Origin of the sequence: Hydrogenophaga sp. Root209 (assembly GCF_001428625.1) — a bacterium.
In the GTDB taxonomy this organism is placed as follows: Bacteria; Pseudomonadota; Gammaproteobacteria; order Burkholderiales; family Burkholderiaceae_C; genus Hydrogenophaga.
Genome location: NZ_LMIE01000033.1, coordinates 157203 through 172915 on the forward strand (window position 1 = coordinate 157203; position 15713 = coordinate 172915).

12 protein-coding genes are annotated in these 15713 nt (G+C 64.6%); 3 read left to right on the forward strand and 9 right to left on the reverse strand.

Translation table 11 applies throughout. From position 1 onward, the window contains the following. Positions 1-15: 15 nt before the first annotated feature. On the reverse strand, positions 16-2718 hold the full coding sequence (gene aceE, locus ASE11_RS23625; RefSeq protein ID WP_056277755.1) for a pyruvate dehydrogenase (acetyl-transferring), homodimeric type: 2703 nt from the start codon (positions 2716-2718) through the stop codon (positions 16-18). Positions 2719-2922: 204 nt separating this feature from the next. On the opposite strand from aceE, the gene ASE11_RS23630 reads away from it, so the two are divergent. From ASE11_RS23630 to folD, 3 genes are all read left to right on the forward strand, one after another. After that, positions 2923-5484, forward strand: coding sequence for a PAS domain-containing sensor histidine kinase (locus ASE11_RS23630; protein ID WP_056277759.1), 2562 nt, complete (start codon positions 2923-2925; stop codon positions 5482-5484). After that, positions 5481-6107 carry a response regulator transcription factor gene (locus tag ASE11_RS23635; RefSeq protein WP_056277762.1) on the forward strand — a complete coding sequence of 209 codons (627 nt, stop codon included), beginning with the start codon at positions 5481-5483 and terminating at the stop codon, positions 6105-6107. The genes ASE11_RS23630 and ASE11_RS23635 overlap by 4 nt, the downstream gene beginning before the upstream one ends. A gap of 78 nt (positions 6108-6185) precedes the next feature. Then, a complete protein-coding gene (gene folD, locus ASE11_RS23640) occupies positions 6186-7037 on the forward strand; it encodes a bifunctional methylenetetrahydrofolate dehydrogenase/methenyltetrahydrofolate cyclohydrolase FolD (RefSeq protein ID WP_056277766.1) in 852 nt (283 codons plus the stop codon). On the opposite strand, the gene ASE11_RS23645 is transcribed toward folD, so the two are convergent. The 8 genes from ASE11_RS23645 to lpxB form a co-directional block, all read right to left on the reverse strand. Further along, a complete protein-coding gene (locus tag ASE11_RS23645; protein WP_056277769.1) occupies positions 7034-7477 on the reverse strand; it encodes a DUF4149 domain-containing protein in 444 nt (147 codons plus the stop codon). The two genes, folD and ASE11_RS23645, sit on opposite strands and share 4 nt — an antisense overlap. After that, on the reverse strand, positions 7477-7953 hold the full coding sequence (gene greA, locus ASE11_RS23650) for a transcription elongation factor GreA (RefSeq protein ID WP_056277773.1): 477 nt from the start codon (positions 7951-7953) through the stop codon (positions 7477-7479). Before greA ends, ASE11_RS23645 begins: the two co-directional genes overlap by 1 nt. Before the next feature lie 155 nt (positions 7954-8108). Further along, positions 8109-11366: a carbamoyl-phosphate synthase large subunit gene (gene carB, locus ASE11_RS23655; protein WP_056277775.1), complete on the reverse strand. Its 3258-nt coding sequence runs from the start codon at positions 11364-11366 to the stop codon at positions 8109-8111. A 26-nt stretch (positions 11367-11392) separates the two neighbouring features. Further along, complete coding sequence (locus tag ASE11_RS23660; RefSeq protein ID WP_056277777.1) at positions 11393-11755, reverse strand: hypothetical protein; 363 nt, start codon at positions 11753-11755, stop codon at positions 11393-11395. A gap of 12 nt (positions 11756-11767) precedes the next feature. Next, entirely contained in the window at positions 11768-12934 is a 1167-nt protein-coding gene (gene carA / locus ASE11_RS23665) for a glutamine-hydrolyzing carbamoyl-phosphate synthase small subunit (RefSeq protein WP_056277781.1), read from the reverse strand. A 165-nt stretch (positions 12935-13099) separates the two neighbouring features. Next, positions 13100-13879, reverse strand: coding sequence for a TrmH family RNA methyltransferase (locus ASE11_RS23670; protein ID WP_056277782.1), 780 nt, complete (start codon positions 13877-13879; stop codon positions 13100-13102). After that, positions 13872-14522: a ribonuclease HII gene (gene rnhB / locus ASE11_RS23675; protein WP_056277785.1), complete on the reverse strand. Its 651-nt coding sequence runs from the start codon at positions 14520-14522 to the stop codon at positions 13872-13874. Before rnhB ends, ASE11_RS23670 begins: the two co-directional genes overlap by 8 nt. Beyond that, positions 14494-15615, reverse strand: a complete 1122-nt coding sequence (lpxB, locus tag ASE11_RS23680) for a lipid-A-disaccharide synthase (RefSeq protein WP_056278112.1) — start codon at positions 15613-15615, stop codon at positions 14494-14496. The genes rnhB and lpxB overlap by 29 nt, the downstream gene beginning before the upstream one ends. Between the last annotated feature and the right edge of the window lie 98 nt (positions 15616-15713).

Here is a 15713-nt window from a genome sequence, read left to right on the forward strand (position 1 = left end):
TGTCTCCTCGCCGTATCAGGCGTACAGCGGGTTGATCTTGTCGGCCTTGATGCCGTACTTGGCAATGGCTTCGGCCACCTTGGCCGCAGGCACTGTGCCTTCTTCGCTCAGCGCCTTGAGCGCCGCCACCACAATGTAGTGGCGATTGATCTCGAAGTGCTCGCGCAGCTTGCTGCGGAAGTCGCTGCGGCCAAAGCCATCGGTGCCCAATACCTTGTAGGTGCGACCCTTGGGAATGAAGGGCCGGATCTGCTCGGCGTAGTTCTTCATGTAGTCGGTGGAAGCCACCACCGGGCCGGTGTGCTTTTCCAGCTGCTTCGCCACAAACGAGACGCGCTGCGGCTCGGTCGGGTGCAGCAGGTTCCAGCGCTCGGCGTCCTGGCCATCGCGCGTGAGTTCGTTGAAACTCGGGCAGCTCCACACGTTGGCGGCCACGCCCCAGTCTTTCTCCAGCAGTTCCTGCGCGGCGATGGATTCGCGCAGGATGGTGCCGGAGCCCAACAGCTGCACGCGCGGGGTCAGCTTGGCGCCCTCTTTGCAGAGGTACATGCCTTTGATGATCTGGTCTTCGGTGCCAGGCGTGAGGCCAGGCATGGCGTAGTTTTCGTTGAGCAGCGTCAGGTAGTAGAAGACGTTGTCCTGTTTCTCCACCATGCGCTTCAAGCCGTGGTGCAGGATCACGCCAACTTCGTGTGCGAAGGTCGGGTCGTAACTGATGCAGTTGGGAATGGTGCCAGCAAGGATGTGGCTGTGGCCGTCTTCGTGTTGCAGGCCTTCGCCGTTGAGCGTGGTGCGCCCGGAGGTGCCACCCAGCAGGAAGCCGCGCGCCTGCATGTCGCCAGCCGCCCAGGCCAGGTCGCCGATGCGCTGGAAACCGAACATCGAGTAGTACACGTAGAACGGCACCATGATGCGGTTGCTCGTGCTGTAACTCGTGGCAGCCGCGATCCAGCTGCTCATGCCGCCGGCCTCGTTGATGCCTTCCTGCAGGATCTGGCCAGCCTTGTCCTCCTTGTAGTACATGACCTGGTCCTTGTCGACCGGGGTGTACTGCTGGCCTGCGGGGTTGTAGATGCCGATCTGGCGGAACAGGCCTTCCATGCCGAAGGTGCGCGCCTCATCGACCAGGATGGGCACAACGCGTGGGCCCAGGGCCTGATCGCGCAGCAGCTGGGTGAGGAAACGCACGTAGGCCTGCGTGGTCGATATCTCGCGGCCTTCCACGGTGGGCTCCATCACGGCCTTGAAGGTCTCGATCGAGGGCACGGTGAAGCTCTCGTCGGCCTTGGTGCGGCGCTTGGGCAGATAGCCACCCAGGGCCTGGCGGCGCTCGTGCAGATAACGCATTTCCGGCGTGTCGTCGGCCGGCTTGTAGAACGGAATCTTGGAGAGTTCGCTGTCCGGGATCGGCAGGTTGAAGCGGTCACGGAAGATCTTGATGTCTTCGTCGGTGAGCTTCTTGGTCTGATGGACCGTGTTCTTGCCCTCGCCCGACTTGCCCATGCCGAAGCCCTTGACGGTCTTGATCAGGAGCACGGTCGGCTGCCCCTTGTGGTTGACAGCCTTGTGGTACGCCGCATAAACCTTCTGCGGGTCGTGTCCACCGCGCTTGAGGTTCCAGATGTCGTTGTCGCTGAGGTGAGCCACCATCTCCAGCGTCTTGGGGTCGCGGCCGAAGAAATGCTTGCGCACGTAGGCACCGTCGTTGGCCTTGAATGCCTGGTAGTCGCCGTCGACCGTGTCCATCATGATCTTGCGTAGCGCACCGTCCTTGTCGCGCGCCAGCAGCGAATCCCACTCGCTGCCCCACAGCAGCTTGATCACGTTCCAGCCGGAGCCGCGGAACTCGCCTTCGAGCTCCTGAATGATCTTGCCGTTGCCGCGCACCGGGCCGTCCAGGCGTTGCAGGTTGCAGTTCACCACGAAGATCAGGTTGTCGAGGTTCTCGCGCGCGGCCAGGCTGATCGCGCCCAGCGATTCGACTTCGTCCATCTCGCCATCACCGCAGAACACCCAGACCTTGCGGTTCTCGGTGTTGGCGATGCCACGGGCGTGCAGGTACTTCAGGAAACGCGCCTGGTAGATCGCCATCAGCGGGCCCAGGCCCATGGACACCGTGGGGAACTGCCAGAACTCGGGCATCAGCTTGGGGTGCGGGTAGCTGGAGAGGCCCTTGCCATCGACTTCCTGGCGGAAGTTGAGCAGTTGCTCTTCGGTCAGGCGTCCTTCAAGGTAGGCGCGGGCATACACGCCAGGCGACACGTGGCCCTGGATGTAGAGGCAGTCACCACCATGGTTCTCGCTCTCGGCGTGCCAGAAGTGGTTGAAGCCGGCACCGAACATGTGGGCCAGCGAAGCAAATGAACCGATGTGGCCGCCGAGGTCGCCACCGTCTTCGGGGTTGTGGCGGTTGGCCTTGACCACCATGGCCATGGCGTTCCAGCGCATGTAGGCACGCAGGCGCTCTTCGATCTCGATGTTGCCCGGGCAGCGCTCTTCCTGATTCGGCTCGATGGTGTTCACATAGCCCGTGGTGGCCGAAAACGGCAGGTCGATGCTGTGCTGGCGAGCCTCCTCAAGCAGTTGCTCCAGGAGGAAGTGGGCGCGCTCGGGGCCCTCCCGCTCGATCACGGCGCCCAGCGCCTCCATCCATTCGCGTGTTTCCTGGGTATCCAGGTCGCCGGCGCCGCGGCCGTCCTGAGCGTTGTTCGCTGCCATGCTTGTCTCCTGTTGATTGAAATCGAGCTTACGGGGGTCATTCCGCGCTGTCACGGAGTTTCCCACAATGCCTTTCAAATTTCAATATGTGCTTTCAGTTTCTACATTATGAAATAATGAATGGCACTGAAAAGCGGAGATTCGCCACACTGGCGCTGCACAAATGGAAGCATTGGGCGCTTGCTCACGTAGACTCGGCAGGCTATGAGTTCAGCGCCCTCGACACCTGCAGCACCACCGCCAAAAGCCGCACCGGCGCCTTGGTGGAAACGCTGGTGGCGACGTCTGCCGCCGTCTCGGCAGGACCGTTTTGCCACGCTGGCGCCGTTGCTGTCGGTGCTGCTGTTCCTCTCGGCCATCGTGGTGGCCATCACTTATCTGCGATTTGAAGAACTTGAGCGCGAGCAGGAAGCCGTGACGCGCGATGTGGAGTACGCGCAGCAACGCTTGCGCCTGCGCCTGCTGGAGCGCCAGGAGCAGCTGATGCGACTGGCCCGCGAGATCGACAATCGGGACATCGACACGGAAGAGTTCGTGTTTCAGGTCGAAACGCTGGTGAGCCAGTTCCCCGAATTACTGGCCGTGACCTGGGTGGACGCCCGACGCAACGTGCTCGCCAGCTACACCTCCCCCAGCGCACCGTTGCGCCTGATGCGCTCGACCGGCAGCACGCTGTCTCCGAACGAAACCGACGGCACCTTCGACCTCGCGCGCGATTTGCGTCAACCCACCTATTCGCGCCCGTTGGAAACCCAGGACCCGCGCAACGCGACGCTGATGCTGCATGTGCCACTCAGCGAGCAAGGCCGCTTTGCCGGCACCGTCATGGGCGAGTACGCCATTGACGGCCTCATGCGCTTCGGCATGCCCCCGGAGATCATGGCGCGCTACGCGGTGGCGCTGGTGGACGACCGGGGCCAGGTGCTCGCGGGAAGCCTGCAGGCGCCCAGCGATGTGCTGCGCTTGTTGCCCTGGTCCAACCCGCCGCTGGAGCACGAGGTGCCGGTTTCGCCGGTGGGCAACGGATTGATCGTGAAGGCGCAGGGCTACCGGACCTCGCAGGACATCGTGGGCAGCGGCTTCTTCTGGGTGATCGGCGCGCTCTCTGCCCTCACGGTGTGGATGCTGCTCGGAACCTGGCGCCACACACGCCGGCGCGTGCAGGCGCAGCAAGCCCTGGTGTCAGAGACCAACTTTCGCCGCGCCATGGAGAACTCCATGCTCACCGGCATGCGCGCGCTCGACATGCAGGGCCGCATCACCTACGTGAACCCGGCCTTCTGCTCGATGACGGGCTGGACCGAAGGCGAGTTGGTGGGGCGCACCGCCCCCTTCCCTTACTGGCCTGACGAAGACCACGACCAGCTGTCGGCCCGCCTGGAAGACGAGCTGCGCGGGCGCTCCACGCCCGGAGGCTTCGAGGTCCGGGTGCAACGCCGCGACGGCAGCATCTTCGACGCGCGCATGTATGTTTCACCGTTGATCGATCCCAAGGGCCACCAGACCGGCTGGATGACCTCGATGACCGACATCACCGAGCCCAAGCGCATTCGCGAGGAACTCTCTGCGTCCTATGAGCGCTTCACCACCGTGCTGGAAAGCCTGGACTCGGCCGTGTCGGTGGCGCCGCTGGGCAGCGACGAAATGCTGTTCGCCAACAAGATGTACCGCATGTGGTTCGGCACGCGCGGCCAGGGTCACCGCCATTTGGTGGACCTGGCGGGCAACCAGCCCACGCCCAGCCCGGACGACGGCGATGCGGTGGACGCCTTCGCCGGCATGCCCACCGAAACCTTGACGGACGCCGGTGCGGAAAATGCCGAGGTGTTCGTGGAAGAACTCGACCGCTGGCTGGAGGTGCGCACGCGCTACCTCACCTGGGTCGACGGGCGCCTGGCGCAGATGGTGATTGCCAGCGACATCACGCCGCGCCGCTATGCCGAAGAGCAGGCCTCGCGCCAGGCTGAACGCGCGCAGACCGCGAGCCGCCTGATCACCATGGGTGAGATGGCGTCGAGCGTGGCGCACGAGCTCAACCAGCCGCTCACTGCGATCAGCAACTATTGCAACGGCATGATCTCGCGCGTCAACGAAAACCGGATCAGTACGGAAGACCTGCTGGGAGCGCTGGAGAAGACCGCTCGCCAGGCACAGCGCGCCGGGCAGATCATCCAGCGCATCAAGGCCTTCGTAAAACGCAGCGAACCCAACCCGGCGCCGTCTGACGTGGCGCAGATGGTGAGCAACGCGATCGAGCTGGCCGACATCGAACTGCGCCGCCACCAGGTGCGCCTGTCGCCCTATGTGGCGGCGCGCCTGCCCAGCCTGATGGTCGATCCCATCCTGATCGAGCAGGTGCTGATCAACCTGCTGAAAAACGCCGGCGAGGCCATCATGCAGGCAGGCCGTGCGCCCGGAGAGCGCTATGTCGAGCTGCGCGTGGGGCCGCGCCGCCAGGATGATCTGGACGTGGTCGAGTTCTCGGTGCGCGACTCAGGCAACGGCGTGCCCGACGAGATGATCGAGCGCATCTACGAAGCCTTCTACAGCACCAAGAGCGAGGGGATGGGCATTGGCCTGAAACTGTGCCGCAGCATCGTCGAATCCCACCACGGCAGGATGCATGTGCACAACATCTACAATGGGGAAGAGGTTGTGGGTTGCTGCTTCAGTTTCTGGATCCCCGTGATTTCAAGATTGAAGGTCAGCGATGCATCAACCGGACCAGCCACAGAGCCGGTGACGGACACAGAAAGAGCGAGATGAGTTTGATCCCGAAAAAAGGCACGGTCTATGTGGTCGATGACGACGAGGCGGTGCGCGACTCACTTCAATGGCTGCTCGAAGGCAAGGACTTCCGGGTCCGCTGCTTCGAATCGGCCGAGGCATTCCTCAGCCGCTACGACGCCCGCGAGGTGGCTTGCCTCATAGCCGACATCCGCATGGGTGGCATGACCGGCATGGAGTTGCAAGAGCGCCTGATCGAGCGTCAGTCCCCCCTGCCCATCGTCTTCATCACCGGCCATGGCGACGTGCCGATGGCGGTGGAGTCCATGAAGAAGGGCGCGCTCGACTTCATTCAGAAGCCGTTCAAGGAAGACCAGCTCGTCACGTTGGTCGAACGCATGCTTGAGCACGCGCGCGAAGCCTTCACCACCCACCAGCAGGCGGTGAGCCGCGACGCTTTGCTCTCCAAGCTCACCAGCCGCGAAGCCCAGGTGCTGGAACGCATCGTCGCCGGCCGGCTGAACAAGCAGATTGCCGACGATCTGGGCATCAGCATCAAGACGGTAGAGGCGCATCGCGCCAACATCATGGAAAAACTTGGTGCCAACACCGTGGCCGACCTGCTGAAGATCGCGCTGGGACAGACCCCGGCCAAGGCCTGACACACCAACCAAACACACCCGATCAACGCCCGCCCTTCCCGGCGGGCGTTTCCATTTCAACCGCAGACCGATCATCCCATGACCGCACAACTCATCGACGGCAACGCCCTCTCCCGCCAACTTCGCGCCGACGTGACGGCGCGGGTTACCGCTCTGAAAGCACGTGGCATCACGCCGGGTCTGGCGGTGATCCTGGTGGGCGAGAACGCGGCGTCGCAGGTGTATGTGCGCAACAAGGTCAAGGCCTGTGAAGACACCGGCATGCACTCGGTGCTGGAGCGTTGGCCCGCCACCATGACCGAGGCAGCACTGCTTGCGCGCGTGGATGCACTCAATGCCGACCCCACCATCCACGGCATCCTGGTGCAGCTTCCGTTGCCCGCGCACATTGAGGCGCAGAAGGTCATCGAGGCGATCTCGCCTGCCAAGGACGTCGACGGCTTCCACATCGCCAGCGCAGGCGCGCTCATGACCGGCATGCCCGGTTTCTGGCCCTGCACGCCCTACGGCTGCATGAAGATGCTGGAGAGCATCGGCTACGAGCTCAAGGGCAAACACGCGGTGGTGATCGGGCGCAGCAACATCGTCGGCAAGCCCATGGCACTCATGCTGCTGCAGCAGAACGCCACGGTCACCATCTGCCACAGCGGCACCCCCGATCTCAAGGCCATGACGCTGCAAGCCGACGTGATCGTGGCCGCAGTGGGCAAGCGCAACGTGCTCACAGCCGACATGGTCAGGCCCGGTGCGGTGGTGATCGACGTGGGCATGAACCGCAATGACGAAGGCAAGCTGTGCGGCGATGTGGACTTTGAAGGGGTGCGGCAAGTCGCCGGCTGGATCACCCCGGTGCCCGGTGGTGTGGGACCCATGACCATCACCATGCTGATGGTCAACACGCTCGAATCGGCCGAACGCCTGGTCGCCTAATCCTGGCCGATGCGCGGCGCGCTGAGACGCCACAACACGGCGCCAGCGCACAGCCACTGACCCAGCACCATCGCGGTGCCCATGCCATGCCAAAGGCGCAGGTTGCCGCCGCTGGCACGGGCGGTGACGATGTTCTGGGCCACGGCGAATTCCTGCAACAGCGCGAGCAACATCGCGAACAGCACGAAGCCCATGGTGGTGAGTGCGGCGGGCGCTATGTTGGCGCCCTCGCCACGCCAGCGGCGCAGGATCACCAGCAAGGCCATGCCGAACACGAGGCCGACCCAGCATTGGAGGGAAAAAATATTCGCGGCCATGGGCCCTGCCACGGCCGGACTGCCCAGCGTGGCAAACAACAGCGGCACGGCGAGAAAGCTCAGTGCGCTCATGCCACCCCACCAAAGGGCGGCGATCAGGATGGCCTGGCGCTGCAGCGGCATCAGGCGTAGCGCACGGCCACGATCTCGAAGCGCTTGGTGCCACCCGGTGCCTGGACCTCGGCCACATCGCCCTCTTCCTTGCCGATCAGCGCGCGCGCAATCGGGCTGCCGATGTTCACCAATCCCAGCTTGAGGTCGGCCTCGTCTTCGCCCACGATCTGATACGTGACGGCCGCACCGCTGGCTTCGTCTTCCAGCTCCACCGTGGCACCAAATACAACCTTGCCGCCGGCGTCCACCGCGGTCGGATCGATGATCTGCGCGGCCGACAGCTTGCCCTCGATCTCGGCAATGCGACCTTCGATGAAGCCTTGGCGGTCCTTGGCGGCGTCGTATTCGGCGTTTTCGCTTAGATCGCCCTGCGCGCGCGCTTCGGCAATCGCGTTGATCACCCAGGGGCGGTCCACGGTCTTCAGGCGATGAAGCTCGTCCTTAAGTTTTTCTGCGCCGCGCTTGGTGATGGGTAGGGTGGCCATGTGGTGCTCCGGAAGTCGGGGATGCAGCAGTCTTCGTCTGCGTCGATACAAAAGGAAACCGCCGAGCGTTGCCGGTCGGCGGTGTACTGTGAACAATTATGCCCCGGGTAGTCCCCGGCTCCACTGGGAACAACCCGAAACCACCTCAGCAGGGATCAGAGCTGCCCGTGCATCTCCTGCACCGAGATCACGCTCAGCTTGTCCAGGTACTTCATGCCTTCCACCGCGGCTTCGGCGCCAGCGATGGTGGTGAAGGTCGTCACACGGGCCAGCAGCGCCGAGGTGCGGATGGCGCGCGAGTCGGTGATGGCATTGCGGCGCTCTTCCACCGTGTTGATCACCAACACGATATCGCCGTTCTTGATCATGTCGACGATGTGCGGGCGACCCTCGGTCACCTTGTTCACCGTCTGAACGGCCACACCGGCCGCGCTGATCGCCGCGGCGGTACCGCGGGTGGCGACCAGCTCGAAACCCATGGCGACCAGCTGACGTGCGATGTCCACCGCGCGCGGCTTGTCGCCGTTCTTCACCGTCAGGAACACCTTGCCCGACGTCGGCAGCTTGGTGCCAGCGCCCAGTTGGCTCTTGACGAAGGCTTCACCGAAGGTCTTGCCCACGCCCATCACCTCGCCAGTGGACTTCATTTCGGGGCCGAGGATGGTGTCCACGCCCGGGAACTTCACGAACGGGAACACGGCTTCCTTGACACTGAAGTACGGCGGCGTGACCTCGGCGCCGATGCCTTGATCATCGAGCGACTGGCCGGCCATGCAGCGCGCCGCCACCTTGGCCAGCTGGATGCCGGTGGCCTTGGAAACGAAAGGCACGGTGCGCGAGGCGCGCGGGTTGACTTCGAGCACGAAGATCACGTCCTTCTTCACGCCGTTCTCTTCCACTTCCTGGATCGCGAACTGCACGTTCATCAGGCCAATCACGTTCAAGCCCTCGGCCATGGCCGCGGTCTGGCGCTTGAGTTCGTCCACCGTGGCCTTGCTCAGGTAGTACGGCGGCAGCGAGCAGGCGGAGTCACCACTGTGCACGCCGGCCTGTTCGATGTGCTCCATCACGCCGCCGATGAACACACGGCCGGTGTGGTCGCGGATCGCGTCCACGTCGCACTCGATCGCATCGTTGAGGAAGCGGTCGAGCAGCACGGGCGAATCGTGGCTGACCTTGACGGCTTCGCGCATGTAGCGCTCAAGGTCGCGCTGCTCGTGCACGATTTCCATCGCGCGGCCGCCCAGCACATAGCTCGGGCGCACCACCAGCGGGTACCCCAGCGCGGCGGCTTTTTCAAGTGCTTCGGGCTCGGCGCGCGCGGTGGCGTTGGGCGGCTGGCGAAGACCCAGCGTGTGCAGCAGTTGCTGGAAGCGTTCGCGGTCTTCGGCTGCATCGATCATGTCGGGGCTGGTGCCGATGATGGGCACGCCTGCGGCCTCCAGGCCCAGCGCAAGCTTGAGCGGCGTCTGGCCGCCGTACTGCACGATCACACCCAGCGGCTTTTCCTTGTCCACGATTTCCAGCACGTCTTCGAGGGTGAGCGGCTCGAAGTACAGGCGGTCGCTGGTGTCGTAATCGGTCGACACGGTCTCGGGGTTGCAGTTGACCATGATGGTCTCGTAGCCGTCTTCGCGCATCGCGAGCGCCGCGTGCACACAGCAGTAGTCGAACTCGATGCCCTGGCCGATGCGGTTGGGCCCGCCACCAAGCACCATGATCTTCTTGTTGTTCGTCGGCTCCGCCTCACACTCACCGTCGCCGTGGCCCTCGTAGGTCGAGTACAGATAGGCGGTGTCGGTGGCGAACTCGGCGGCGCAGGTGTCCACGCGCTTGTAGACCGGGCGGATGTTCTCGGCAATGCGGCGCTCGCGCACCGCCTGGTCGTTGGTCTTGAGCAGCTTGGCCAGGCGGCGGTCGGAAAAGCCCTTTTTCTTCAGGCCGCGCAGCGTCTCGGCGTCGATGGCGTCCAGGCTGGTCTTTTCAAGCGCGAGCTCGATCTTCACGATCTCTTCGATCTGCACCAGGAACCACGGGTCGATCTTGGTGAACTGATGCACCTCGTCCATCGTCCAGCCGGCGGCAAACGCGTCGCCCACGTACCAGATCCTGTCCGGACCGGGCTCGCCGAGTTCACGCTCCAGCGTCTCGCGGTCCTGCGTCTTCTCGTTCATGCCGTCCACGCCCACTTCCAGGCCGCGCAGGGCTTTCTGGAACGATTCCTGGAACGTGCGGCCCATGGCCATGACCTCGCCCACGCTCTTCATCTGCGTGGTCAGGCGGCTGTCGGCGGTGGGAAACTTCTCGAACGCAAAACGCGGAATCTTGGTGACCACGTAGTCGATGCTGGGCTCGAAGCTGGCGGGCGTGGCGCCCCCGGTGATCTCGTTGCGCAGTTCGTCCAGTGTGTAGCCGATGGCCAGCTTGGCCGCCACCTTGGCGATGGGAAAGCCGGTGGCCTTGGAGGCGAGTGCAGACGAGCGCGAGACACGCGGGTTCATCTCGATCACCACCATGCGACCGTCGGCGGGGTTGATGGAGAACTGCACGTTGGAGCCACCCGTGTCCACACCGATCTCGCGCAGCACGGCCAGCGAGGCGTTGCGCAGGATCTGGTATTCCTTGTCCGTCAGCGTCTGGGCGGGCGCCACGGTGATCGAGTCGCCCGTGTGCACGCCCATGGGGTCCAGGTTTTCGATCGAGCACACGATGATGCAGTTGTCCGCCTTGTCGCGCACCACTTCCATCTCGTACTCTTTCCAGCCAAGCAGCGATTCTTCGATCAGCAGTTCGCTGGTCGGCGAGGCTTCCAGGCCGCGCTTGCAGATCACCTCAAATTCTTCCGGGTTGTAGGCGATGCCGCCGCCGGTGCCACCCAGCGTGAAACTGGGGCGGATCACCACGGGGAAGCCCACGGTCTTCTGCACGCCCCAGGCCTCTTCGAGGCTGTGGGCAATGCCCGAGCGCGCCGAACCCAGACCGATCTTGGTCATGGCGTCCTTGAACTTCAGGCGGTCCTCGGCCTTGTCGATCGCCTCGGGCGTCGCGCCGATCAGCTCCACGTCGTACTTCGCCAGCACGCCATGGCGCCAGAGGTCGAGCGCGCAGTTCAGCGCGGTCTGGCCACCCATGGTCGGCAGGATGGCGAAGCCGCCCTTCGCCAGCGGGCGCTCCTTGGCAATGATCTTCTCGACCGTCTGCCAGGTGATGGGTTCGATGTAGGTGACGTCGGCGGTGGCCGGGTCGGTCATGATGGTCGCGGGGTTGCTGTTGATCAGCACCACCTTGTAGCCCTCTTCGCGCAAGGCCTTGCAGGCCTGCACGCCGGAGTAGTCGAACTCACAGGCCTGGCCAATGATGATCGGGCCGGCGCCGATGATGAGGACGGTTTGGATGTCGGTTCTTTTGGGCATGTGGTTCGCGATGGGTGCGCGCCGGCTCAGGCCTGGCGCTGGGTATCCAGTGTGTTCAGCAAGGCCTGCAGTCGCTCGGCCGGCACGTTTTTCTGCATCAGTTGCAGCAGGCCGTCGCCTTCGATCAGGGGACGCAGCACCTCGACTTCAGCGGCGTAAAAGCGCGCGTCCCAGGCAGCCAGTTCGGTGTTGAAGGTCTCATCGTCCCAGGTTTTTCCCTTGGCCAGCAGCGTCACCAGCGGCCCGGCCTTGTTTTCCAGAAACGCCTTGCGGTAGGGCTTCTGCGCCCAGCGCTGGGCGAACCAGTCCTTGTGCGGGGCCTCCAGCGTCAGCATGCGCTTGCCGATGGCTTTCTCGATGGCGAACACTGGAAAACTGAAGAGCTTCATGGTGCGATGGCCTCAGGCGGTAGCAGGCACACGTGCCTGCATGAGATCGATGAAACGGTCGAACAGGTAGCCGATGTCGTGCGGGCCGGGCGATGCCTCGGGGTGGCCCTGAAAGCAGAAGGCGGGCTTGTCGGTGCGGGCCAGGCCCTGCAGCGTGCCGTCGAACAGGCTTACGTGGGTGGCGCGCAACGTAGCCGGCAGGTTCTTCTCGTCCACCGCGAAGCCGTGGTTCTGGCTGGTGATTGAGACACGGCCGTTGTCGAGGTCCTTCACCGGATGGTTGGCGCCGTGGTGGCCGAACTTCATCTTGAAGGTCTTGGCGCCACTGGCCAGCGCAAGAATCTGGTGGCCCAGGCAGATACCGAAGGTGGGCACGCCTGCTTCGATGATCTCGCGCGTGGCGGCAATGGCGTAGTCGCAAGGCTCCGGATCGCCCGGGCCATTGGAGAGAAAAACGCCGTTGGGCTTGAGCTTGAACACGTCGGACGCGGGCGTCTGAGCCGGCACCACGGTGATCTTGCAGCCCCGCTGCGCCAACATGCGCAGGATGTTGTTCTTCACCCCGAAGTCGTAGGCCACCACATGGAAACGCGGTGCGATCTGTTCGCCGTAGCCGAAGCCAAGTTGCCACTCGGTCTGCGTCCAGGCGTAGGGTTCGGTGGCTGAGACCACCTTGGCCAGATCCAGTCCCGCCATGTTGGGAGCGGATTTCGCCGCGGCCACGGCCGCGGCGCGGTGGGCCTCGGTGATGGTGGTGCCGGCGGGCAGCGCCACAATGCAGCCGTTCTGTGCGCCATGGGTGCGCAGGCGGCGCGTGAGGGCGCGGGTGTCGAGGTCGGCAATGGCGACCGTGCCTTCGCGCTGCAGGTAGTGCGAGAGGGTTTCGGTGCTGCGGAAGTTGGAGGCCAGCAGGGGCAGGTCTTTGATGATCAGGCCAGCGGCGTGGATCCGGCTGGCTTCGACGTCTTCAGCGTTGATGCCGGTGTTGCCGATGTGCGGATACGTGAGGGTCACGATCTGCTGGCAGTAACTCGGATCGGTGAGGATTTCCTGGTAGCCGGTGAGCGAGGTGTTGAACACGACCTCACCCGTGGTCTGACCGGTGGCGCCGATGGAGACGCCTGTAAAGACCGTGCCGTCGGCGAGCGCGAGAAGGGCTTTCGGGTGGACGGGAAGCACGGATGGGACTCCAGAAGTGGGGCGAAACGCAGGCCACCGGCGGTTGGTGCCGCGCAGGCTTCGCACCCGCCCTGCCCCTCATCGACTGGGGGCCCGGACGGACAAAACCTGGGGTGAGGAACCGGGGTGAGCGCGCGTCGCGCTGATTGCGGGTAAACCCCGGAATTATATGCTGGCCTCGCGCTCCGCCGCGCTCGCGTGCAGGCAGATGGCGGCAGCAGCGGCCACGTTGAGCGACTCTTCACCACCTGGCTGCGCAATGCGCACCGATTGCGAGGCCATGGCCTGCAACGCGGTGCTCACGCCCTGCCCCTCGTGCCCGAGCACCCAGCCGCAAGGCCATGGCAAAGCGGCCTGGTGCAGCAGATTACCCTGGTGCGAGCTGGTCACCAGCAGCGGCACCTCCAGCGCAGCGAGATCGCCCACCGACAGGCCTTCAACGAGGCGCAAGGCAAAGTGCGCACCCATGCCCGCACGCAGCACCTTGGGCGACCAGAGCGCAGCCGTGCCTTTGAGCGCGAGCACCTGGCCAAAACCGAACGCCGCCGCGCTGCGCAAGATGGAGCCCACGTTGCCGGCGTCCTGCAGACAGTCCAGCACCACGGCGGCCTGGCCTGGGTCCAGCGCGGTGGATCTGGGCAGATCCCACACAAAGCCCACGCCAGCCGGCGACTCAAGACCGCTGATGGAAGCCATGAGCGCGCGCGGCACGGTCACGTTGTGGTCGGACGCGTCGCGCAAGTCGTGCGGGGCCTGTGCCCAGGCGTCCTCGGTGAACACGGCCACGGCGGGCCGATGACCGCGCGCGAGCAGGGCCCGGCAGAGGTGGTCGCCCTCAAGCCAGACCTGTCCCTGTTTGCGGTAGGCCGTGTTGTCCTGCGCCAGCACGCGCAGGCGCTTGAGCAGCGGGTTGTCGCGCGAGGTGATGGGGGCGGGTTCACTCAAGCGGCTGCGCTCCCGTCAACACTGCCTGGGCGAGTACCCGCGCCACCGGCGCAAACGTTCGCCGATGCATCTTTAACGCCCCGTGCTCCTGCAGCGCACGCAGGTGTTCGACCGTGCCGTAACCCTTGTGGCGATCGAATCCGTATTCAGGGTGCTGCAAATGCAGTTCACACAGCAGCCGATCGCGCGTGACCTTGGCCAGGATGGAGGCCGCAGAAATGCAGTGCACCAGCGCATCGCCCGAAACAATGGCCTCGGCCAGCACGTCCAGCGCCGGCAGGCGGTTGCCGTCCACCAGCACCTTGTTGGGCTTCAGGCGCAGTCCCAGCACAGCGCGGCGCATGGCCAACATGGTGGCTTGCAGGATGTTGAGCTGATCGATCTCCTCTACAGAGGCCTGCGCAACGCTGCAGCAGAGCGCCTTGGCGCGGATTTCGTCATACAGGCGCTCGCGGCTCAACGCGGTGAGCTGCTTCGAATCGGCCAGCCCCTTGATGGGCGAGCGGTCGTCCAGAATCACGGCCGCGGCCACCACCGGCCCGGCCAGCGGGCCGCGCCCGGCTTCGTCCACCCCGGCCACCAGACCGGGCACATGCCAGGCCAGGTGTGCCTGCTCAGCCTTCAAGAACTTTTTCGATCGCATCGGTAGCCAGTTGGGCAGTATCGCGCCGCAGGGTGTGGTGCAACGCCGTGAAGCGCTGTTGCAAAGCTTCGATTCTCGCAGGCGCGTCGAGCCAGTCCAGCACGCTTTGAGCCAGGGCCTGGGGCGACGCCGCCTCTTGCAGGAACTCCGGCACCACAAATTCGCCACACAGAATGTTGGGCAGGCCCACCCAGGGCTGCAGTTGCTTGCGCCGCATGATCTGCCACGACAGCCAGTTCATGTTGTACGCAATCACCATCGGGCGCTTGAACAGTGCCGCCTCCAGCGTGGCCGTGCCGCTGGCGATCAAGGTCACGTCACAGGCGGCCAACGCCATGTGTGACTGGCCGGCAATCACTTGTAGCTCGGCACCCAGGCCGGCGTTGCGGGCAGCGTCCCCGATGCGCTCGCGCAGTGCCGGCACGGCCGGCACCACGAACCGGATGCCCGGCCTTTGGCTACGCAGGCGCACGGCGGCTTCGAAGAACACTTGGGCAAGGTACTGCACCTCGGAGGCTCGGCTGCCCGGCAGGATCGCCACCACGGTGTCTTCATCGCGCAGACCCAGGGCGACCCTGGCGGCAGATCGGTCCGGCGTCAGCGGTATCACATTGGCCAGGGGGTGACCCACGTAGGTCGAGGCAATGTCATGCCGGGCCAGCAACTCGGGTTCAAACGGGAAGATGCACAGAACATGGTCGGCGCTGCGGCGGATCTTGTCGACCCGCTCGGCGCGCCAGGCCCAGACAGACGGGCACACGAAATGGACGGTGCGCACGCCGCTGGCCTTCAGGCTGGCTTCCAGATCCAGATTGAAGTCGGGTGCGTCGACGCCAATGAACACGTCGGGCCGGTCGCTGGACAACAGGCGCTGCAGCAATTGCGCACGGATGCCGATGATCTCCCGGTAATGGCGCAGCACCTCCACGTACCCGCGCACCGCCAGTTTTTCGCTGGGCCACCAGGCCTCAAATCCTTGGGCCGCCATCTGCTGGCCGCCAATGCCGAACGACTTCAGATCGGGCCAGCGCTGCCGCACCCCACCGAGCAACAGGCCCGCGAGCAGATCACCCGAGGTCTCGCCCGCCACCAGGGCAAAGCGCTTCACTTGACGGGCTCCAGCGCGCGTGCGGTGGCCCCACCCAGGGACACCGAGGAACCGGCTCCGCCGGGCCTCAGGTGTCGCCCCCC